Genomic DNA, 18845 nt, shown 5'->3' with positions numbered 1-18845 from the left:
CTCGGTTGCGACGGGCCGGAACCCTTATAGGGCGGGCAGAAAAATTGCGAAAGGGGGCGGCGGAATGTCATTTGCGACATTCCGCCGGATTTCATTAATCGAACATCATGTCCGGTTTGGCGACGTCGAACGGCGCCATGAATTTCACTATGTCAACTTTTCGGCGTCTTCGGGCCGTGTCTTGGCACGCCGGACGATCAGGTTGTTCAGCGCGCTGACATAGGCCTTGGCGCTGGCCACGACCGTATCGGTGTCGGATGCCTGGCCCGTCACGATCTTGCCGCCTTCTTCCAGCCGGACCGAAACGGTCGCCTGCGCATCGGTGCCTTCGGTCACCGCGTGAACCTGATAGAGGGCCAGCCGCGCCTCGTGCGGGAAGAGCTTCTTGATCGCGTTGAACGTCGCATCGACCGGGCCATCCCCCTGGGCGGTGACCTGATGATCCTCTCCGTCGATCGTCAGGATCAGGTCAGCCGATTGCGGTGCCTCGGTGCCACAGATGACGCGCAGGAACTTGACCTGCAGATGGGCTCCGGTGCCTTCGGATGTCTGATCGGTCATCAGGGCGATCAGGTCGTCGTCATAGACTTCCTTCTTGCGATCGGCCAGTGCCTTGAAGCGGACGAAGACGTCGTTCAGCTGGTTGTCGGCCAGCTCATAGCCCAGATCGCGCAGCTTGGCGCGCAGCGCGGCGCGGCCGGAATGCTTGCCCAGAACCAGGCTGGTCGAGGACAGCCCGACATCCTCGGGGCGCATGATCTCGAATGTCTGTGAATTCTTCAGCATCCCGTCCTGGTGGATGCCGCTTTCATGCGCAAAGGCGTTCTTGCCGACGATCGCCTTGTTGTACTGGACGGGGAAACCCGACACCGCGGCCACGCGGCGCGAGATGTTCATGATCTTTGTCGTGTCCACGTTGGTGTAGAAAGGCATGATGTCGTTGCGCACCTTCAGCGCCATCACGACTTCCTCCAGCGCGGTATTGCCCGCCCGTTCGCCCAGGCCGTTGATCGTGCATTCGATCTGGCGCGCACCTGCCTCGACCGCGGCCAGCGCGTTGGCCGTCGCCATGCCCAGGTCGTCATGGCAATGCGTCGCGAACACGACCGTATCGGCCCCGGGGACGCGCTCCTTCAGCATGCGGATCAGTGCGGCGGATTCGCGCGGCGCGGTATATCCCACGGTATCGGGGATGTTGATGGTGGTCGCGCCGGCCTTGATCGCGATCTCGACCACGCGGCACAGATAGTCATGCTCGGTCCGCGTTGCATCCATGGGCGACCATTGCACATCGTCGCACAGGTTGCGGGCATGGCTGACCGTTTCGTGGATCAGCTCGGCCATCTGGTCCTGGTCCAGGTTCGGAATTGCCCGGTGCAGGGGCGACGTGCCGATGAAGGTGTGGATGCGCGGGCGCCTTGCATGGCGCACGGCCTCCCAGCAGCGGTCGATATCCTTGAAGTTTGCGCGCGCCAGACCGCAGATCACCGCGTTCTTCGTCTGCCTTGCGATCGCGGAAACCGCTTCGAAATCGCCCTCCGAGGCGATCGGGAAGCCTGCCTCGATGATGTCGACGCCCATCTCGTCCAGCAGCGCGGCGATCTCCAGCTTTTCTTCATGGGTCATGGTCGCGCCGGGCGATTGTTCGCCGTCACGCAGCGTGGTGTCGAAAATCAGCACGCGTTCCTGGGTGGTCTTGTCGGTCATGTCATGATCTCTCTGTTTCTGCCCTGGCTTGTCCGGCGCGATCGGATACCTCTGAGCGGTCGCGCCGAAACGGCACGCTCAGAGGCAGCTAAGCAGAAGCAGGTCACGGGGCAGCAGGCGCGGCGCGATGGCGGCGGCCTTGCAGGTGGCGATATGCGGTTCCCGTGTCATGGGCGCGACTATACGGATGCCGCGCGAAAGGAAAAGAGAAAAAATGCTCGTGCGGCAGAACGATTTTTCCGGTGCGCGGGGTGGTCGTGCAGAAAGATTTCCGGGACGCGCGTCACTGGGCGGGTGCGGGCTGGTCCGTGGGCGCGTCGGCCTGGGTCCCGGCCGGGTCGGGCTCGGTCAGCGCACCTTCGGTCCAGTTGCCCGACGCAACCTGGCCGGAGGCATAACGCATGACGCCCTGGCCCTGACGCTTGCCGGCGACAAAGCTGCCCTCATAGACATCGCCGTTGGGATAGGTCGCAACACCCTTGCCGTCGATCTCGCCATTCTTCCATTCGCCGACATACCGGAAGCCATCCGGCATGACGATTTCGCCCTGCCCATGGCGTTTGCCGTTCAGGAACTGGCCGACATAGACGGTGCCGTCCGGGTAGGTGGCCTTGCCCTGGCCATTGCGCTGGCCGTCGCGCCATTCGCCTTCGTAGGAATAGCCGTCGGGATAGGTCATCCGGCCCTGGCCGTGGTTCTTGCCGTTGACGAATCCACCCTCATAGACCAGCCCGTTGGCATAGCGCGCGATGCCCTGGCCCTCGATCACGCCATCCTTCCACTCGCCTTCATAGGTCGAGCCGTCGGGATAGGTGATCTTGCCCCGTCCATGCGCCAGATCCTTGCGCAACTGTCCCTCATAGACCGAACCGTCGGGATAGGTAACCCGGCCCGTGCCCTCGATCCGGCCCTCGACCCAGTCGCCTTCATAGGTAAATCCATCCGCGCCGCGGAACGTGCCCTTGCCGTGACGCTTGTCGTTTGCGAACTCGCCTTCGTAGACGTCACCATTGGCATAGGTCACCTTGCCGCGTCCGTGGCGCTTGCCGTTCAGAAAGTCGCCTTCGTAAACGTCGCCATTGGGCTGAACCAGGCGGCCCTGACCGTTCATCTCGCCCCGCGCCCAGCCGCCCTCGTAGGTCAGGCCGTTCGGCAGCGTCAGCTTGCCCTGACCGGCGCGCTGGCCCCGCAGCATCCCGCCTTCGTACACGGCGCCATCGGGATAGGTGATGCGCCCCTGGCCTTCCTTCACGCCGTTGACCCAGTCGCCTTCGTAGACATAGCCGCTGGGGCTTTCCATGCGACCCTTGCCATGATGCAGGGCCTTGCGGAACTGGCCGGTATAGGTCGATCCGTTCTCGTAGACCGCCGTGCCTTCGCCGTCGATCTCGCCATCCTTCCATTCGCCTTCATAGGTCGATCCATCGGCGAAGGTGATCTTGCCACGCCCATGCGGCTTGCCCTTGACGAACTGGCCTTCATAGACCGACCCGTTGGGATAGCGGGCCACGCCCTGGCCCATGATCTCGCCCTCGACCCAGTCGCCGGTATATTCGTAACCGTTGGGCAGCCGGTAGGTGCCACGCCCATGCTGCTTGCCGTCCCTGAAGGTGCCTTCGTAGATGCCGCCGTCGTCATATTCCTTGATGACGACATCCTGTGCCCATGCGGCTTCGGCCTGCATGAAGATCGGCAAAAGCCCGATCAGCATCACTTGTGAAATTCGCATGCCATCCGTTCCGCTGTGGACATAGCAACATTCTCCGGGGGCCAACCCTGCGCGGCACGAGCCCGGTCCCGTCAGGCAAGCCTAGAGTTCGCCAGCCCCCATGACAAGCCACGCATGGGCCGATCGGCGGCTTTCCCTCGGCGGCAGGTCTGCTAAGTAGGTCCGGCGCATGCCTGCAGGAGCCAAGCCGATGACCCAGACCTTTCGCCTGACCCTTGCCCAGTTGAACCCCACCGTGGGGGCCATCGATGCGAATGCCGATCTTGCCCGCACGGCATGGCAGGAAGGCCAGCGCGCCGGTGCCGGGATGGTTGCCCTGACCGAGATGTTCATCACCGGCTACCAGACGCAGGATCTGGTCCTGAAGCCCGCTTTCGTGAACCACGCCATGGCGGCGATCGAACGGCTTGCCCGGGAATGCGCGGATGGACCGGCGCTTGGCATCGGTGGCCCGTATCGGGACGACAGCGGGCTCTACAACGCCTATTACGTCCTGCAGGACGGCCAGATCGCGGCCCGCATCCTGAAGCATCACCTGCCCAATGAAGGGGTATTCGACGAAAAGCGCCTGTTCCGGGCGGCTCCGGTCAGCGGCCCCTATCGCGTGGGGCCCATCCGCATCGGCACCCCCATCTGCGAGGATGCCTGGTACGACGACGTGACCGAGACGCTGGCCGAAACCGGGGCCGAGATCCTGCTGGTGCCGAATGGTTCGCCCTATTGGCGCAACAAGCACGAGCTGCGCATGAACGTCATGGTCGCGCGCGTGGTCGAGACGGGCCTGCCGCTGGTCTATCTGAACATGGTCGGCGGCCAGGATGACCAGGTCTTTGACGGTGGCAGCTTCGTGCTGAACCCCTCGGCCGAGCTGGCGGCGCAATTCCCGCTGTTCGACGCGTGCATCCGTCACATCGATTTCGAGCGCACCGAAGACGGCTGGCGCGCCCGGCGCGCCGAGCTTGACCCGATGCCCGATGAATGGGAGCAGGATTATCATGCCATGGTGCTGTCCTTGCGCGACTACCTGGCCAAGACCGGGTTCTCGCGCGTGCTGCTTGGCCTGTCCGGCGGCGTCGATTCGGCGCTGGTTGCGACGATTGCGGCCGATGCGCTGGGGCCTGAAGCCGTGCGGTGCGTGATGCTGCCCTCGGAATACACATCGGCCCATTCGCTCGAGGATGCGCGTGCCGTGGCCGCCAATCTGGGCTGCCGGCTGGACACGATCCCGATTTCGGGGCCGCGCGCGGCGGTGACCGAGGCTTTGGCGCCGCTCTTCGCCGGCCGCGAGCCCGACATCACCGAAGAAAACATCCAGTCCCGCCTGCGCGGCCTGCTCCTCATGGCCCTGTCCAACAAGTTCGGCGAGATGTTGCTGACCACCGGCAACAAGTCGGAAGTCGCGGTGGGCTACGCCACGATCTATGGCGACATGGCGGGCGGCTACAATCCGCTGAAGGATCTCTACAAGACCCGCGTCTTCCAGACCTGCCGCTGGCGCAATGCCAATCACCGACCCTGGATGAAGGGCCCGGCGGGCGAAGTGATTCCCCAGCGCGTGATCGACAAGCCGCCCAGCGCCGAGTTGCGCCCCGACCAGAAGGACGAGGACAGCCTGCCGCCCTATGCGGTTCTGGACGCGATCCTCGAGCGGCTGATCGAGGGCGACCAGTCGGTGGCCGAAATCGTGACCGCGGGGTTTGATCGCGATACCGTCCGGCGGGTGGAACGGCTGATCTATCTGTCGGAATACAAGCGCTTCCAGTCCGCGCCGGGGACGCGGCTGACCCGCAAGGCCTTCTGGCTGGATCGCCGCTATCCGATCGTCAATCGCTGGCGCGACCCTTCGTGACGCCCGCCCTGTGCATGGATGCACAGGGCCGGTTCGCCATGCAGGGAAACGGATTTCGGCACGATGCATTATGGTTTCCCGGAAACTGAAAGGGAGGCCACCATGAGTACGCCGAAAATCGCAGTCATCTTCTATTCGACCTATGGCACGAACCACGCCATCGCGACCTGCGCAGCTGACGCCGCACGCGAGGCGGGGGCAGAGGTCCGCCTGCGTCGTGTCGCCGAAACTGCGCCGCCGCAGGTCGTGAATTCGCAGGACGCGTGGAAGGCACAGCTGGAAAGCATGTCGGACATCGCCGTTGCCAGCCCCGAAGACATGGAATGGGCTGACGGCTATTTCTTTTCGGCGCCGACGCGTTATGGCGTGGTTGCCAGCCAGCTGCGCGCCTTCATCGACACGCTGGGGCCCTTGTGGATGAAGGGGGCGCTGGCCAACAAGACCTTCACCGCAACGACGAGCGCCCAGAACCTGCATGGGGGGCAAGAGGCGACGCTGTTGTCGCTTTACACCTCGGCCATGCACTGGGGCGCGGTTCTGGTGCCGCCGGGCTATACCGACCAGTCGATATTCGATGCCGGCGGCAATCCTTATGGCTACTCGGCCAAGGCGGGCGAGTTCGATGACAAGGGCCGCGCAGCGGTCGCGCATCAGGCACGGCGGCTGGTCGAGATGACGCGCAAGCTGGTCGGCTGATCAGACCGGCTCGGCCGGGCAGGACGCGATCAGGCGTCTTGCGTCGGCAGGGCGGCACAATTCCGTGGCCTCGGTCATCACGGCGGCCGAGGCCGCGGCCATCCCGGCGGAGAGCGCGTGGGGCAGGGGCTTTCCGCGCGCCAAGGCCAGCGTGAAGGCCGCCATGAAACTGTCGCCCGCGCCGACCTTGCTGGCGACGGGCACCTTGGCGGCCGGCGCGAACCAGGCCCCGTCGCGCGTTACCATGACCGACCCTTCGGCCCCGCGCCCGACGATCGCGATCTCGGCCGCGCCGGAGCGCACCAGATCGCGCGCGAAGGCCGCGCTTGCGGCCCGGTCTGGCAGCGCGCGCCCCGCCAGATCCTCGGCCTCGTCCTGATCCATGCGCAGCACGAACACCGCCTGCGGCCCGCGCGCGGCCTGGCGAAGCGCATCCCCGGATGTATCAAGGATCAGCCTCGCACCCGCTTTCTTCAGCCGGCGGGCCAGCCGCAGCGGCAGGTCGGGCGCCATGCCCGGCGGGAGGCTGCCCGAGAGCACGACGAAAGCCCCCTGCGGAGCCGCAGTGACGATGGCGGCAAGCGCGGCATCGGCCTGCTTGCGGTTCCAATGCGGACCGGGCAGGACGAAGCGGTATTGTTCGCCCGTCGAGCGATCGGTCACCGCGATGCTTTCGCGGGTCTCGCCCGGCGCGGGCCATGCACTGGGCGTCAGCCCTTCGCGCACCAGCGCCGCGGCCAGGCGTTCGCCTGTCGCGCCGCCGATGGCAATGAAGGCCGTGCTGCGCCCGCCCAGCCGACGGATGACGCGGCTGACATTTATGCCGCCGCCGCCCGGATCGATGCGCGGGTCGGCGCAGCGCAGCTTGGGCCCCGGCCGAACGCTTTCGGCCGAGGTCGAGATGTCCAGTGCGGGGTTCAGCGTCACCGTCAGGATCGGGGTCATTCGGGCCTCCCGTGCCGAAGAGTGACCGCACGACACCCGCGGCGCAAGGGTCAGCCCAGCATCAGCTGATAGCTGGTCGGGACATAACGGAACCCGTCGCCCGCCGCCTCGACATAGCCGGTGGCCGGGAAGGGCATGTGATAGCCGATGAACGGCAACCCGTCGGCGGCCAGCATTCCCAGCAGTCTGCGCCGCGTCTGGGCGGCCGCGGCCTTGTCCATGTCGAACTTCACTTCCCAATCGGGATAGGCCAGTGACCAGACATAGTGATTGGCCGTGTCAACGATCAGGACCAGGCTCTTGCCCTCGCTTTCCAGCATATAGGCCATGTGCCCCGGCGTGTGGCCAAAGGCGGCGATTGCCGTGACGCCCGGAGCGACCGCGCCGCCATCGTCAAGGAAGCTCATCCGGTCGTTGAGCGGGCGCACCTTGGTGTCGAAGCCTTCATTGCCCGCCTGCGACCAGTGATTGTGCTCGACCGCGCCGGTTACGTAGCGGGCATTGGCAAAGGTCGGGCCGCCTTCGCCCATCAGCCCGCCGATATGGTCGCCATGCATGTGGGTGATGACGACCGTATCGACCTGGTCGGGCGTGTAGCCCGCAGCGGCCAGCGCAGCCGTGATGCCGTCGGGCGACAGGCCGGTATCGAACAGGATCAGCTCGTTACCGGTATTGACCAGCGTCGGGGTAAAGAAGAACTGCGCCACATCGGTCGGGATGCGCGCGGCGGTGGATGCCTCGGCAAAGGTGGCGTCGTCCACGTTCAGGCCAAAGATGGAATGCGGGTTCTCGACCGGCCGCGTGCCGGCCAGAAGGGTCGTGACCTCGAAAGCGCCGAGGCGAAACCGCGTGTAGGGCGGAATCGCCATGCCTTTCATCTCGGCCTTGGCATGGGCCAGCCGCGGGCTCAGCGCCAGGGAAGGGGCGGCGAGGCCGGCCATCAGCAGGCTGCGTCGTGTCGTGTCGGGTTTGGTGGTGGTCATGGCGTGCTCCATCCTGAAGTGCCTTTGCAAGGTAGCTTGCCGGTGGATGATGACCAGTTCACAACTGCGTGTTGTCTAGCGAAAAAGGGTCAGGACCAAGGGGGCCACGAAGGACGCGACGATGGCGTTCAGCGCCATCGCAAGAGCCGAGAACGCGCCGGCGACGGGGTGAACCTGAAAGGCGCGCGCGGTGCCGATCCCGTGCGCCGCCGCGCCCACCGCAAAGCCGCGCGCCCGCCAGTCGCGGATACCCATTGCGTTCAGCAAGGGCGTGGCGATCACCGCGCCGGTGATGCCGGTGAAGATCACCAGAACGGCCGTCAATGTCGGCAGGCCGCCGACGCTTTCGGCGATCCCGATCGCAACCGGGGCCGTTGCCGATTTCGGTGCAAGCGACGCAAGTTCGGGGCCCGTGATGCCGAATGCCACCGCAATCGCCAATGCCGAGCCGCTTGCCACGACAGAGCTGACCAGAATGGCCGCCGCCACGGGCAGAAGCGAGCGTCGCAGACGGGGCAGGTTGTCGAACAGCGGCAGCGCCAGCGACACGGTCGCCGGACCAAGAAGGAAGTGGACGAACTGCGCGCCTTCGAAATAGGTCGCATAGGGCGTGGCGGTAAGCCACAGGATCGCGGCGAGGATCGCCACCGCGACCATGACGGAATTCACATAGGGCCTGCGCCCCGACGCCCGGAACAGCGCATCGCCCAACGTGTAGGCGGCCAGCGTCAGCGTCAGCCACAGCAGCGGGCCTTGCGACAGGTAGGACCAGAAGGAAACGAGGTCAGTCATCGCCATCGGCCCCCTGCTGTCCGGTCAGCCGCGCGACCAGAAGGAATGTCCAGGCCCCGGCGGCAATCGCCAGCGCGGTCGAGACGACGGTCGCCACGAGCAGGCCGATGGCATGGCCTCCGAGCCCCGCAAGATGGCCGATCACCCCGACGCCCGCGGGCACGAACAGAAGCGACAGATGCGCAAGGACCCCCTGCGCGGCCGGACGGATCAGCGCGAGCAGCCGCTTCGAAAGTGCAAGGCCCGCAAGCAGGGTCATCATGCCGATGACCGGCCCCGGCAGGGGAAAGGGCAATAGCCGCGCAAGAACCTCGCCTACCAGCTGACACGACAGGATCACGAGCAGGGCGTGAATCATGGCCGGGAACCCGCGATCGCGCCGGTCATTCCCACCACCTGTCGATCCGGGCAATCTGTTCGTCGGTCCAGCCGAAGTGGTGGGCCAGTTCGTGCACCATGATATGCGCGACCAGCTGCCCCAGCGTGACATCGCCGCGTTCGGCCCATTCGTCCAGGATCGGGCGGCGGAACAGCCAGATCATGTCGGGCCTGTCCACGACATCCATCACCGACTTCTGCGTCAAGGGAATGCCGTCATACAGGCCCGTCAGTTCGAACGGGCTTTCGATGTTCATTTCGTCCAGGAGTTCCTCGGGCGGGAATTCCTCGACCCGGATCATCACCTCGCGCGCGGGTGCGCGGAACTGCGGCGGCAGTTCGTCCACCGCCGCGCGCGCCATGCGTTCGATCGTTTCCACGTCGGGCGCCGTGCGCCCCAGCCAGTCGTTCATGCGGCCTCCTTGTCGTGCATCATATGGACAAAATGCGCGCCGTGTGAAAGAGGAAGCGCGACAGGAGGCATCCCATGACCGTGACCCGTTTCGCGCCCTCGCCCACCGGGCATATCCATGTCGGCAATCTGCGCACGGCGCTGATGAACTATCTGATCGCCCGCAAGGCGGGCGGCACCTTCATCCTGCGGCTGGACGACACCGACCGCGAGCGGTCGAAGCAGGAATATGCCGACGCGATCATGGAAGACCTGGAATGGCTGGGCCTGACATGGGATCGGGTCGAGCGGCAGTCCGACCGGCTGGACCGCTATGCCGAGGTCGCCGACCAGCTGAGGGCCTCGGGCCACCTGTACGAGGTCTTCGAGACGCCAACGGAACTTGAGCTGAAGCGCAAGAAGCAGCTCGCGATGGGGCGTCCGCCGGTCTATGACCGCGCCGGTCTTGCGCTGAGCGAGGAGGAGAAGGCCCGGCTTCGCGCCGAACGGCCGGGCTATTGGCGGTTCAAGCTGGATCAGGGCCGCACGGAATGGCACGACGGCATCCTGGGCGACGTGTCGATCGACACGGCCAGCGTGTCCGACCCGGTTCTCATCCGCGCCGACGGGCAGGTGCTGTATACCTTTGCCTCGTCGGTCGATGACATCGACATGGGCATCACCCATATCGTGCGCGGCGCAGACCACGTGACCAACACGGCCACGCAGATCCAGATCATGCGCGCGATCGGCGGAGAGCCTCCGGCATTCGCGCATCATTCGCTGCTGACCGGGCCGCACGGCGAAGCGCTGTCCAAGCGCCTTGGAACGCTGAGCCTGCGCGATCTGCGCGAGCGTGGCGTCGCCCGCGAGGCGCTGCTGAGCATGATGGCGCGGCTTGGCTCTTCGCAGCCGGTCGAGCTGAAGATGTCGCTTGACGAGCTGGCCGAGGGGTTCGATCTGTCGCAGTTCGGCGCGGCGCCGACCAAGTTCGACCCCGAGGACCTTTGGCCCCTGACCCGCCAGCGCAACCAGTCGCTTCCTTTCGAGGCCGTGCGCGACCGTATCCTGGCGCTGGGCGTGCCCGTCGATCTGGCCGAGCGGTTCTGGAAGGTCGCTTCGCAGAACATCACCACGCTGGACGAGCTGGGCCAGTGGTGGGCGCTGTGCCGCGATGGCGCGGAACCGGTGATCGCCCCCGAGGACGAGGCCTTCGTGCGCGAGGCGCTGGAGCTGCTGCCTGAACCGCCCTTCACCGATACGACCTGGGCCGAGTGGACTGCGGCCGTGAAGCAGCGTACCGGCCGCAAGGGGCGGGCGCTGTTCATGCCGCTTCGGCTGGCGCTGACCGGGCAGGCGCATGGCCCCGACATGGCCGAACTGATGCCGCTGTTGCAGAAGGTGCGGGCTAGGGTCTGAACGCCCGGCGCGTTTGCCGGGCAAGCCCCAGCCCGTCGATGTGGTCATCGACGATGGCGCGTTCAGCCATGCCGAGCCTTTGACCGCGCGGGTAAAGCGGGTCTGCACGATCGTCGAGAACCGGCCCCCAATGCGCGGTTGTCGAGAAGAACCGCGCCGCGCCATCCGGTCCGAATTCGCGCAGGAAGCCTTGGACCACCACATCCAGATAGCTGAGCAGAATCGGTCCCCGCGGGGCGTCTTCGCCTTGTCGGGGGGCGATCGCGTAGATCTCGACCCCCGTGGCCCAGCCCGGGGCGCCGGTCAGGCTGTCAGGCGGCAGTTTCGTCCTTTCGTAGGCCGCCTCGCGCCGGTCCAGCGCTGCCCAGTCTGCGCCGGGAACCGCCGCGATCAACCCCTCGATCCGGGTGCCTGCATGGGGTTCGACAGACAGGAACGGCCACGGCCGCAGGCGCGTCTGTCGCCAGATGCGCCGCCAGCCGCTCAGCCGGGCGGAAACCGCGGGCGAATGGTCATGCGTGGCCCGGTTGACCAGCGATCCATAGCCAAAGAATGCGGGGTGGCGGGAAACTTCCATGGCGCAAGTCTTCGCCCGGGGGGCTGTTCTGCGCAAGGGGCGCGCAGCATGCGATTGTATGCCTCTTGCCTGAAAGGCCCCGCGTAGGGTATGCCCGTCATGTCGGATCAGGGAGAATCCATGGCGGTGCCAGGCCGCCTTGGTGCCGAAGGAGCAACCGCCCCGGTAAACTCTCAGGCGCAAGGACCGGTCCGGCTTTGGAACTCTGGAGAGACCCCGGAAGGGGCGCCGAAGGGATAACGATCTCAGGCGAAAGGACAGAGGGGGCATCGCGAGGGGTGACCTGGGTCGCCCGTGACCGATGCCGGGCAATCGAACCGGCGCAAGAGGGAGGACGGGCGGCATGGCCGACCTGAAACGCACGGTTCTATACGATCTTCATGTCGAACTTGGCGCGCGCATGGTGCCTTTCGCGGGTTATGAAATGCCCGTGCAATACCCGATGGGCGTGTTGAAGGAACATCTGCACACGCGCGCGCAGGCCGGCCTGTTCGATGTCAGCCATATGGGGCAGATCCTGCTGGCGCCGAAATCGGGCCGTATCGAGGACGCCGCGCTGGCGCTTGAACGACTGGTGCCGGTCGATCTGCTGGGCCTGGCCGAGGGGCGGCAGCGTTATGCGCTGTTCACCAACGAGACGGGCGGCATCCTGGATGACCTCATGGTCGCCAATCGTGGTGATCATCTTTTCGTCGTGGTGAACGCGGCATGCAAGGATGCCGATCTTGCCCATCTTCGCGCGCATCTTTCGGATACATGCGATATCGCGGCGGTGACCGAACGTGCTCTTCTGGCCTTGCAGGGTCCCGCGGCCGAAACGGCAATGGCGCGGCTTGTGCCCGACGTGGTCGATCTGCGCTTCATGGACGTTGCGATCCGTCGCTGGGACGGGGTCGAGCTGTGGATCTCGCGCTCGGGCTATACGGGCGAAGACGGGTTCGAGATTTCGGTTCCCGAGGGGTTCGCCGAAAAACTTGCCCGGAAACTGCTGGACATGGACGAAGTGGCCCCGATCGGGCTGGGCGCGCGGGACTCGCTGCGGCTCGAGGCCGGGATGTGCCTGTATGGGCACGACATCGACGAAACCACCAGCCCGGTCGAGGCCAGTCTTGCCTGGGCGATCCAGAAGGCGCGTCGCAGGGGCGGCGCGCGCGAGGGCGGATTCCCGGGGGCGGAACGGATCCTGTCCGAGCTGGAGACCGGGCCTGCGCGCCGCCGTGTCGGCCTGCGGCCCGAGGGGCGTGCGCCCATTCGGGAAGGCACGCAGCTCTTTGCCGCCGACAGCGGGGGCGAGCCCATCGGGCAGGTGACCTCGGGTGGATTCGGTCCATCGGTCGGCGCGCCGATCGCCATGGCCTATCTGCCGGCGGACCTGTGCGAAGGCGATATTATCCATGCCGAGCTGCGCGGTCGCCGCGTGCCCGCCCGCATCGCGGCACTGCCATTCCACCAACCCAGCTACAAGCGTTAACCAGAAGGAACGGACCCATGAAATTCACCGAAGATCATGAATGGCTGCGGCCCGAGGGCGATCTGGTCGTCGTCGGCATTACCCAGCACGCCTCGGAACAGCTGGGCGATGTCGTCTATGTCGAATTGCCGGAAGCAGGACGCGCCGTATCCGAAGGCGATGAGATCGTCGTGATCGAAAGCGTCAAGGCCGCATCAGACATTCGCGCGCCGCTGGACGGCGAGATCGTCGAGATCAATCAGGAGATCGTCGACAACCCGGCGCTGGTCAACGAAGACCCGCTGGGCAAGGCGTGGTTCTTCAAGATGCGCCCCGCCGATCCGTCGAAGCTGGACGGGTTCATGGACGAGGACGCCTACAAGGCGATGATCGGATAGGAGACAGCCCATGGCCTTTGCCCCGACCGACTACAAGCCCTATGACTTTGCCAACCGCCGGCATATCGGGCCGTCGCCCTCCGAGATGGAGGAGATGTTCGAAGTGCTCGGGGTGAAGGATCTGGACGAGCTGATCGACCAGACGATTCCGAAAAGCCTGCGTCAGGAAAAGCCGCTGGATTTCGGCAAGCCCAAGTCCGAGCGTGAGCTTCTGTGGTTCATGCGGCAGGTGGCCAGGAAGAACCAGGTCTTCACCTCGATGATCGGGCAGGGCTATTACGGCACGGTCTGCCCGCCGGCGATCCAGCGGAACATCCTTGAAAATCCCGCGTGGTACACGGCCTATACCCCCTATCAGCCCGAAATCAGCCAAGGCCGGCTGGAGGCGCTGTTGAACTTCCAGACCATGGTCTGCGATCTGACCGGGCTGGAAGTGGCGAATGCCTCGCTGCTGGATGAGGCGACTGCCGCGGCCGAGGCCATGACCATGGCCCAGCGGGTCGCCAAGTCCAGGGCCAGTGCCTTCTTCATCGACGAAAACTGCCACCCGCAGAACATTGCCGTCATGAAGACCCGGGCAGCGCCGCTGGGCATAGAGGTCATCATCGGCGATCCGGCCGATCTGGATCCCGAAAAGGTCTTTGCCGCGATCTTCCAGTATCCCGGGACCTATGGGCATCTGACGGATTTCACGCCGCATATCGAACGTCTGCACGCGGCCGGCGCGATCGGCATCATGATCGCCGACATCATGGCGCTGACGGTCCTGAAGGAGCCCGGAGCCATGGGGGCCGACATCGCCGTCGGCTCGACCCAGCGTTTTGGCGTTCCCATGGGCTATGGCGGGCCGCATGCGGCCTACATGGCATGTCGCGATGCCTACAAACGGCAGATGCCGGGCCGTATCGTTGGCGTTTCGATCGACGCCCAGGGCAACCGGGCCTACAGGCTCTCGCTTCAGGCGCGCGAACAGCATATCCGGCGTGAAAAGGCCACATCGAATGTCTGCACCGCGCAGGCATTGCTGGCCAATGTCGCGTCCTTCTACGCGGTCTATCACGGGCCTGAAGGGCTCAAGGCCATCGGGCAGCGTATCCATCGCAAGACGGTGCGCGTGGCGCGCGGGCTCGAGGCCGCGGGGTTCAAGGTCGAACCCGAACATTTCTTCGACACGATCACCGTCGATGTCGGCCCCTTGCAGGAGGTCGTCCTGAAGGCCGCGCGTGACCAGCGCATCAACCTGCGCAAGGTGGGCAAGACGAAGGTCGGGATCTCGGTCGACGAAACGACGCGGCGGATGACGATCGAACGCCTGTGGCGCGCCTTCGGGATCGAGCGTGCGGACAACGAATTCGACGTTCCCTGGCGCGTGCCTGACAGCCTGTTGCGGGAAAGCGCTTATCTGACCCACCCGGTCTTTCACATGAACCGGGCCGAGACCGAGATGATGCGCTACATGCGTCGCCTTGCCGACCGCGATCTGGCGCTGGATCGTGCCATGATCCCGCTGGGTTCGTGCACGATGAAGCTGAACGCGGCGGCCGAGATGATGCCGATGACCTGGCCGGAATTTGCCAACCTGCATCCATTTGCGCCCGCCGATCAGGCCGAGGGCTATGCCGAGCTGTTCCGCGACCTGTCGCAGAAGCTGTGCGAGATCACGGGCTATGACGCGATGAGTCTGCAGCCCAATTCGGGCGCGCAGGGGGAATATGCCGGTCTGCTGACGATCCAGGCCTACCACCGCGCGCGGGGTGAAGGGCATCGGAACATCTGCCTGATCCCGGTCTCGGCGCACGGAACCAACCCGGCTTCGGCCCAGATGGCCGGCATGAAGGTCGTCGTCGTCAAGTCGGCGCCGAATGGTGATATCGATGTCGAGGATTTTCGCGCCAAGGCCGCCGCGGCGGGCCAGAATCTGGCCGCCTGCATGATCACCTATCCCTCGACCCATGGCGTGTTCGAGGAAACCGTGCGCGAGATCTGCGACATCACGCATGAATACGGCGGGCAGGTCTATATCGACGGGGCCAACCTGAACGCCATGGTCGGCCTTGTGCGGCCGGGCGATCTGGGCGGGGATGTCAGCCATCTGAACCTGCACAAGACCTTTGCCATTCCGCATGGCGGGGGCGGTCCGGGCATGGGGCCGATCGGGGTCAAGGCGCATCTGGCGCCGTATCTGCCTGGGCACCCACTGGCCGAGGATGCGCCGGGAACTGTCAGTGCCGCGCCATGGGGTTCGGCCTCGATCCTGCCGATCTCCTGGGCCTATATCCTGCTGATGGGGGGCGAAGGGCTGGCCCAGGCGACGAAGGTCGCGATCCTGAACGCCAATTACATCGCCAAGCGGCTGGAGGGGGCCTATCCGATCCTCTTCAAGGGACGCAATGGCCGGGTGGCGCATGAATGCATTCTGGACACGCGCGCATTCGCCGAAACGGCCGGGATCACGGTCGAGGACATCGCCAAGCGCCTGATCGACCACGGCTTCCACGCCCCGACGATGAGCTGGCCGGTGCCCGGAACGCTGATGATCGAGCCGACCGAGTCCGAAACCAAGGCCGAGCTGGACCGCTTCATCACCGCGATGCTGGATATCCGCGAGGAAATCGCCGCGATCGAGCGTGGCGAGATGGATCGGCAGAACAATCCGCTGAAACATGCGCCGCATACGGTCAATGCGCTGATCGGCGATTGGGACCGGCCCTATAGCCGCGAGCGCGGCTGCTTCCCGCCCGGCGCCTTCCGCGTTGACAAGTATTGGCCACCGGTCGGGCGCGTGGACAATGTCTATGGCGACCGCAACCTGGTGTGCACCTGTCCGCCGCTGGAAAGCTATTCCGAAGCCGCGGAATGATCGTTCGGGCCGCCTGCTTGGCGGCCCTTTCATTTGATCCCGGACAAGGCGCCGCGGCGTGTATGCTGTTTTCCTGGTCGGGCCGAACAGGAAAGGGCGTCGGAATGATTGATATTTCCATCGACAAGGTTGCGCAGGTGATCCTTTTGGCCCGCGAGGGTCGGGCGGGGCGCGCCGAGCTGATCGCGTTCATCAGCGCGCTGAATGAGGACGAACAGGCCGAGCTGACAGCGATCGCCTGGATCGGCCGGGGCAGTTTCGAACCCGAAGACCTTGCCGAGGCGATTGCAACCGCGCGTACCGAGGCCACGACGCCGACCGCCGACTATCTGATGGGAATGCCCCATCTGCCCGAGAATCTCGAGGCGGGGCTGGAAGCGCTGGGCGTGGATGTCGGCGGGGCCGAAGAGGATTTGTTGTGACATCTTGCAAAGCGGACCTCGGGGCCAAATATATTCGTCAACACGAATATGAAGGAGCAAGGCCATGGCCGAGAACATCAGACTGACCTGTACGGCCTGCGGGCAGGCAAACCGTTTCCCCGCAGAGCGTTTGGCAGAGGGTCCCAAATGCGCCGTCTGCGGTGAAAGCCTGGTCAGCGGACGCGTTGCCGAGATCGACCCGGTGATCCACGAAAAGGCGACTGCGACCGACGACCTGCCGATCCTGATCGATTACTGGGCACCCTGGTGCGGTCCATGTCGCATGATGGCCCCGGAATTCGCCAAGGCTGCCCAGGCGCTGGAGGGCCAGGTTCGTTTCGCAAAGATCAATACCCAGGACTTTCCGCAGATCGGCCAGAAGCTGGGCATCCGGGGTATCCCGTTGCTGATTCTGTGGCACAAGGGGCGCGAGATCGCGCGGCTGCCCGGTGCGCGCCCCGCGGCGGATATCGAAGCCTTCGTACGGTCGCATGCCCCGGCAAAAGTCTGACGACGCGGGATTGCAACACCCGAGACAGCCCCGGCCGTTCGCGGCCGGGGCGCTGTCGATTTTTCCGCCAGATTTCTGTTTGTCATCATCCAGACCCGCTTGACATTGCCCGCGCCGTTGGGCAAATGGGCGCCGGTGCGGGGCAGTAGCTCAGTTGGGAGAGCGCGTCGTTCGCAATGACGAGGTCAGGGGTTCGATTCCCCTCTGCTCCACCATGCATGTTGAAAAATATCTCTAAAAATTAATGGCTTAGCAGAAAATGCGTCCGTTTTGGGCCGTCTTTGCTACAATTTTTGCTACAACTTTTGCTTCAGAAATCGCTTGGATGGCTGCGTCTGCGTGACGGTTCCGGAAGGCGTTGGCTTGGGTGTGGCTCTGCCGGCAGGGGCTGATTCGCTGGTTGATCCTTGGGTTGCTCTGCCCCCTGAAAACTGGATCGTTTGAAGCTGGAGTTTTCCGCTAAGCTTTCCTGGCTGGGAAAAGAGCGGAGTCGCATGAAAGCATTGAGGTTCACAGAGGCGCGAGACAGGCCTTCATCCTGAAGCAGGGCGAGCAAGGCACGCCCATCGCGGAGATTTGTCGCAAGGCTGGGATAAGTCAGGCGACCTACTTCAATTGGAAGAAGAAGTACGGCGGCTTGTTGCCGGACGAGATGCGCCGGCTGAAAGCGCTTGAGGACGAGAATGCCCGGCCGAAAAAGATAGTGGCCGACCTCACCTTGGACCGCGAGGTGTTGCAGGATGTCATTCGGCGAAAGCTCTGAAGCCTGGCCGTTTGCGCGAGATCGTGATCGGGATGTGCGTTGATTGGGGCGTGTCGATCCGGAAGGCTTGTGGGGCATTTGTTTCGACACATCCACCTACCACTACAAGTCCCGGCGCACGGACCAGGCTGCCGTCGAGAGGCGGATCAAGGAGATTGCAGAAACGCGTGTGCGCTGTGGTTGCAGGCACGTCCACGTGCTGATGAGACGCGAGGGCCGGGTGATCAACATGAAGAAGATCCGCAGGATTTACAATGAGTTGGGCCTGAAGCTCTAGAACAAGCACCCGAAACGGCGGGTGAAGGCGAAGCTGCGCGAAGACCGTCAGGAAGCCGTTGGACCAAACGATGTCTGGGCGATGGACTTCGTTTACGACCAGCTCGACTTGGGCAAGAAGCTGCGTATCCTGACCGTTGTCGACACGCACGCGCGCCTTTGTCGTACGGCTGATCCGCGGTTCAGCTATCGGGGCGAAGATGTCGTGCAGACGCTCGAACGGGTCTGTGGAAAGATCGGTTATCCGAGAACGATCAGGATCGACAACGGCAGCGAATTCATCTCTCGTGACCTCGATCTCTGGGCCTATACCAACGACGCCACATTGGACGTCTCGCGGCCTGGCTGAACTGATGCGGTGGATGCCCCCACCAACGGCATCTTGTATGCCATGACGGTTCTATAGGAACCAATTTTGGAGGGCACATCGATGGCGACGAAGATCAGCATGCTGGCGATCGACTTGGCGAAGGGCAGTTTTCAGGTCTGTGCGGTCGGGCCGGATGGGACGGTTCTATACAATCGGGCGCTATCGCGGACACGGTTGGCCGCGCTTTTGACCGAACAGCCAACCTGCATCGTGGCCATGGAGGCTTGCGCAACTTCCCATCACTGGGGCCGGGTGGCGCAACGACATGGCCACGAGGTGCGGCTTGTGCCGGCAACCTATGTAAAACCGTTCGTCAAGCGTCAGAAGAA

The 18845-nt window shown here is 64.4% G+C and carries 16 protein-coding genes, 1 tRNA gene, 2 pseudogenes and 1 riboswitch; of the genes and pseudogenes, 11 read left to right on the top strand and 8 right to left on the bottom strand.

Annotation, left to right across the window (positions count from 1 at the left end; all coding sequences use genetic code 11):
* Window positions 1–147: 147 nt before the first annotated feature.
* Both LV82_RS00095 and LV82_RS00090 read right to left on the bottom strand, forming a co-directional pair.
* Window positions 148–1707: a 2-isopropylmalate synthase gene (locus LV82_RS00095; protein WP_104068696.1), complete on the bottom strand. Its 1560-nt coding sequence runs from the start codon at window positions 1705–1707 to the stop codon at window positions 148–150.
* Between the two features lie 283 nt (window positions 1708–1990).
* On the bottom strand, window positions 1991–3436 hold the full coding sequence (locus LV82_RS00090) for an MORN repeat-containing protein (protein WP_170063322.1): 1446 nt from the start codon (window positions 3434–3436) through the stop codon (window positions 1991–1993).
* A gap of 190 nt (window positions 3437–3626) precedes the next feature.
* Between LV82_RS00090 and LV82_RS00085 the strand changes: the two genes are divergently transcribed.
* Both LV82_RS00085 and wrbA read left to right on the top strand, forming a co-directional pair.
* Complete coding sequence (locus tag LV82_RS00085) at window positions 3627–5285, top strand: NAD+ synthase (protein WP_104068694.1); 1659 nt, start codon at window positions 3627–3629, stop codon at window positions 5283–5285.
* 102 nt (window positions 5286–5387) lie between these two features.
* Window positions 5388–5981, top strand: coding sequence for an NAD(P)H:quinone oxidoreductase (gene wrbA / locus LV82_RS00080; RefSeq protein WP_104069242.1), 594 nt, complete (start codon window positions 5388–5390; stop codon window positions 5979–5981).
* Here wrbA and LV82_RS00075 read toward each other — a convergent pair whose 3' ends face one another.
* The 5 genes from LV82_RS00075 to LV82_RS00055 form a co-directional block, all read right to left on the bottom strand.
* Window positions 5982–6926: a 1-phosphofructokinase family hexose kinase gene (locus LV82_RS00075; RefSeq protein ID WP_104068693.1), complete on the bottom strand. Its 945-nt coding sequence runs from the start codon at window positions 6924–6926 to the stop codon at window positions 5982–5984. It lies immediately after the preceding gene.
* Window positions 6927–6976: 50 nt separating this feature from the next.
* Window positions 6977–7909 (bottom strand): MBL fold metallo-hydrolase, encoded by a 933-nt coding sequence (locus tag LV82_RS00070; RefSeq protein WP_104069241.1) that lies wholly within the window; start codon window positions 7907–7909, stop codon window positions 6977–6979.
* A gap of 75 nt (window positions 7910–7984) precedes the next feature.
* Entirely contained in the window at window positions 7985–8701 is a 717-nt protein-coding gene (locus LV82_RS00065) for an LrgB family protein (RefSeq protein ID WP_104068692.1), read from the bottom strand.
* On the bottom strand, window positions 8694–9059 hold the full coding sequence (locus LV82_RS00060; RefSeq protein ID WP_104068691.1) for a CidA/LrgA family protein: 366 nt from the start codon (window positions 9057–9059) through the stop codon (window positions 8694–8696). The genes LV82_RS00065 and LV82_RS00060 overlap by 8 nt, the downstream gene beginning before the upstream one ends.
* 25 nt (window positions 9060–9084) lie before the next feature.
* A complete protein-coding gene (locus LV82_RS00055) occupies window positions 9085–9492 on the bottom strand; it encodes a metallopeptidase family protein (RefSeq protein ID WP_104068690.1) in 408 nt (135 codons plus the stop codon).
* Between the two features lie 74 nt (window positions 9493–9566).
* Between LV82_RS00055 and gltX the strand changes: the two genes are divergently transcribed.
* Window positions 9567–10889, top strand: a complete 1323-nt coding sequence (gltX, locus tag LV82_RS00050) for a glutamate--tRNA ligase (protein WP_104068689.1) — start codon at window positions 9567–9569, stop codon at window positions 10887–10889.
* On the opposite strand, the gene LV82_RS00045 is transcribed toward gltX, so the two are convergent.
* Window positions 10879–11466 carry a gamma-glutamylcyclotransferase family protein gene (locus LV82_RS00045; protein WP_104068688.1) on the bottom strand — a complete coding sequence of 196 codons (588 nt, stop codon included), beginning with the start codon at window positions 11464–11466 and terminating at the stop codon, window positions 10879–10881. The two genes, gltX and LV82_RS00045, sit on opposite strands and share 11 nt — an antisense overlap.
* 99 nt (window positions 11467–11565) lie before the next feature.
* Window positions 11566–11664: riboswitch (glycine riboswitch) on the top strand.
* Between the two features lie 145 nt (window positions 11665–11809).
* Here LV82_RS00045 and gcvT point away from each other — a divergent pair.
* The 8 genes and pseudogenes from gcvT to LV82_RS00005 form a co-directional block, all read left to right on the top strand.
* Window positions 11810–12937, top strand: a complete 1128-nt coding sequence (gcvT, locus tag LV82_RS00040; protein ID WP_104068687.1) for a glycine cleavage system aminomethyltransferase GcvT — start codon at window positions 11810–11812, stop codon at window positions 12935–12937.
* Window positions 12938–12954: 17 nt separating this feature from the next.
* On the top strand, window positions 12955–13314 hold the full coding sequence (gcvH, locus tag LV82_RS00035; protein WP_104068686.1) for a glycine cleavage system protein GcvH: 360 nt from the start codon (window positions 12955–12957) through the stop codon (window positions 13312–13314).
* Window positions 13315–13324: 10 nt separating this feature from the next.
* Complete coding sequence (gene gcvP / locus LV82_RS00030; protein WP_104068685.1) at window positions 13325–16174, top strand: aminomethyl-transferring glycine dehydrogenase; 2850 nt, start codon at window positions 13325–13327, stop codon at window positions 16172–16174.
* A 104-nt stretch (window positions 16175–16278) separates the two neighbouring features.
* Window positions 16279–16596 carry a DUF3775 domain-containing protein gene (locus tag LV82_RS00025; protein WP_104069240.1) on the top strand — a complete coding sequence of 106 codons (318 nt, stop codon included), beginning with the start codon at window positions 16279–16281 and terminating at the stop codon, window positions 16594–16596.
* A 64-nt stretch (window positions 16597–16660) separates the two neighbouring features.
* Window positions 16661–17107, top strand: coding sequence for a thioredoxin family protein (locus LV82_RS00020; protein ID WP_104068684.1), 447 nt, complete (start codon window positions 16661–16663; stop codon window positions 17105–17107).
* Window positions 17108–17246: 139 nt separating this feature from the next.
* Window positions 17247–17322: transfer RNA gene (locus tag LV82_RS00015), tRNA-Ala, on the top strand.
* 279 nt (window positions 17323–17601) lie between these two features.
* Window positions 17602–18492, top strand: a pseudogene (locus LV82_RS00010) (IS3 family transposase); the annotation flags it as partial.
* 84 nt (window positions 18493–18576) lie between these two features.
* Window positions 18577–18845: pseudogene (locus tag LV82_RS00005) on the top strand (IS110 family transposase); the annotation flags it as partial.

Origin of the sequence: Albidovulum inexpectatum (genome assembly GCF_002927635.1) — a bacterium.
In the GTDB taxonomy this organism is placed as follows: Bacteria; Pseudomonadota; Alphaproteobacteria; order Rhodobacterales; family Rhodobacteraceae; genus Albidovulum; species Albidovulum inexpectatum.
This window is presented reverse-complemented; position numbering and strand designations above follow the sequence as displayed.